Genomic DNA, 1,961 nt, shown 5'->3' on the forward strand with positions numbered 1-1,961 from the left:
CCGGCCTCGGCGTACATGGCGTCCGGCGCGTTGTGGTCCTGGTAGGTGTCCGGCAGCGTCAGCGTGCGCACCCGGACCCGGCCCGCATCCAGCGCCCCCCGCTCGGCCAGCAGGTGCAGCACCATGGCGCCGAAGCCCCCCACCGAACCCTCTTCCAGCGTCACCAGGACCTCGTGGCGCGCGGCCAGGTCCAGGATCAGCGCCTCGTCCAGCGGCTTGGCGAAGCGCGCATCCGCCACGCTCACCGCGATGCCCTCCGCCTCCAGCGCGTCGGCCGCCTTCAGCGCCTCCGACAGCCGCGTGCCCAGGCTCAGCAGCGCCACCCGCGCCCCCTCGGGCGCGCGCACCATCCGGCCCCGGCCGATCGGCAGCACCGATCCGCGCTCGGGCAGGTCCACGCCGACGCCCTCGCCGCGCGGATAGCGCAGCGCGATCGGGCCCGTGTCGTGGGCATGCGCGGTGGCCACCATGTGCACCAGCTCGGCCTCGTCGGAGGCCGCCATCACCGTCATGTTCGGCAGGCAGCAGAGATAGGCCAGGTCGAAGGCGCCCGCATGGGTCGCCCCGTCCGCCCCCACCAGCCCGGCCCGGTCCAGGCAGAAGCGCACGGCCAAGTTCTGCAGGGCCACGTCGTGCACGACCTGGTCGTAGGCCCGCTGCAGGAAGGTCGAGTAGATCGCCACGAACGGCCGGTAGCCTTCCGTCGCCAGGCCGCCCGCGAAGGTCACCGCGTGCTGCTCGGCGATGCCCACATCGAAGGTGCGCTCCGGATGCGCCTTGCCGAACAGGTCGATGCCCGTGCCCCCCGGCATCGCGGCGGTGATCGCCACCACCTTGTCGTCGGCATCCGCCGCCTTGATCAGGCTCTCGCCGAACACCCGGGTGTAGGCCGGCGCGTTCGGCTTGGCCTTGGCCTGCACCCCCGAGAGCACGTCGAACTTGACCACCCCGTGGTAGCGGTCGGCGGAGGCTTCCGCCGGGGCGTAGCCCTTGCCCTTCTGGGTCACGACGTGGAGCAGGATCGGACCCTGCTCGGAGTCGCGCACGTTCTTGAGCACCGGCAGCAGGTGGTCGAGGTTGTGCCCGTCGACGGGCCCGACATAGTGGAAGCCCATCTCCTCGAACATCGTGCCCGAGCCCACCACCAGGGAGCGGGCGTATTCCTCGGCCGCGGCCGCGCGCTGGTAGAGGCCCTTGGGCAGGAGCTTGCCCAGCTGCTTGGCAGTCTCGCGCAGGGACTGGTAGGTGCCCCCCGAGGCCAGGCGCGCGAAGTAGGCCGACATGGCGCCCACGGGCGGCGCGATCGACATGTCGTTGTCGTTGAGGATGACGATCAGGCGCGAGTGCAGGGCGCCGGCATTGTTCATGGCCTCGTAGGCCATGCCCGCCGACATCGAGCCGTCGCCGATCACCGCCACCATGTTGCGCCGCTTGGGCGCCGGCGCGCCCTGGGCCTTGGCCGCCGCCTCGTCGAGGTCGCGCGCCACGGCCATGCCCAGGGCCGCCGAGATCGAGGTGGAGGAATGGGCCGCCCCGAAGGGATCGTAGACGCTCTCCGAGCGCTTGGTGAAGCCCGACAGGCCGCCGGGCTGGCGCAGCGTCCGGATGCGGTCGCGCCGGCCGGTGAGAATCTTGTGCGGATAGGCCTGGTGGCCGACGTCCCAGACGATGCGGTCGTCGGGGGTGTCGAACACGTGGTGCAGCGCCACCGTCAGCTCGACCACGCCGAGCCCGGAGCCCAGATGCCCGCCCGTGACCGAGACCGCGTCGATCATCTCGGTGCGCACCGCGTCCGCCACCGCCTGAAGCTGGCTCTCCGGCAACAGACGCAGCGCCGAAGGCTCCGCCAGACCGTCCAGGATCGCCGTCGCCTCCGACGCGGTCACCGCGGTCGCTTGCGCCCGCTCCGGCGCGATCTTGTCTTGCGAGGTCTTCTCTTGCGAGGTTTCTTGCCGTGACAC

General features: G+C 71.6%; 1 protein-coding gene. It reads right to left on the minus strand.

Annotation, left to right across the window (positions count from 1 at the left end):
* A partial coding sequence (gene dxs / locus AC6EUL_RS22780) for a 1-deoxy-D-xylulose-5-phosphate synthase (RefSeq protein ID WP_499872884.1) occupies positions 1-1,859 on the minus strand: 1,859 nt, incomplete at its 3' end.
* Positions 1,860-1,961 lie beyond the last annotated feature (102 nt).

The sequence above is a fragment of the Methylobacterium sp. 001424705 genome, from assembly GCF_059816145.1.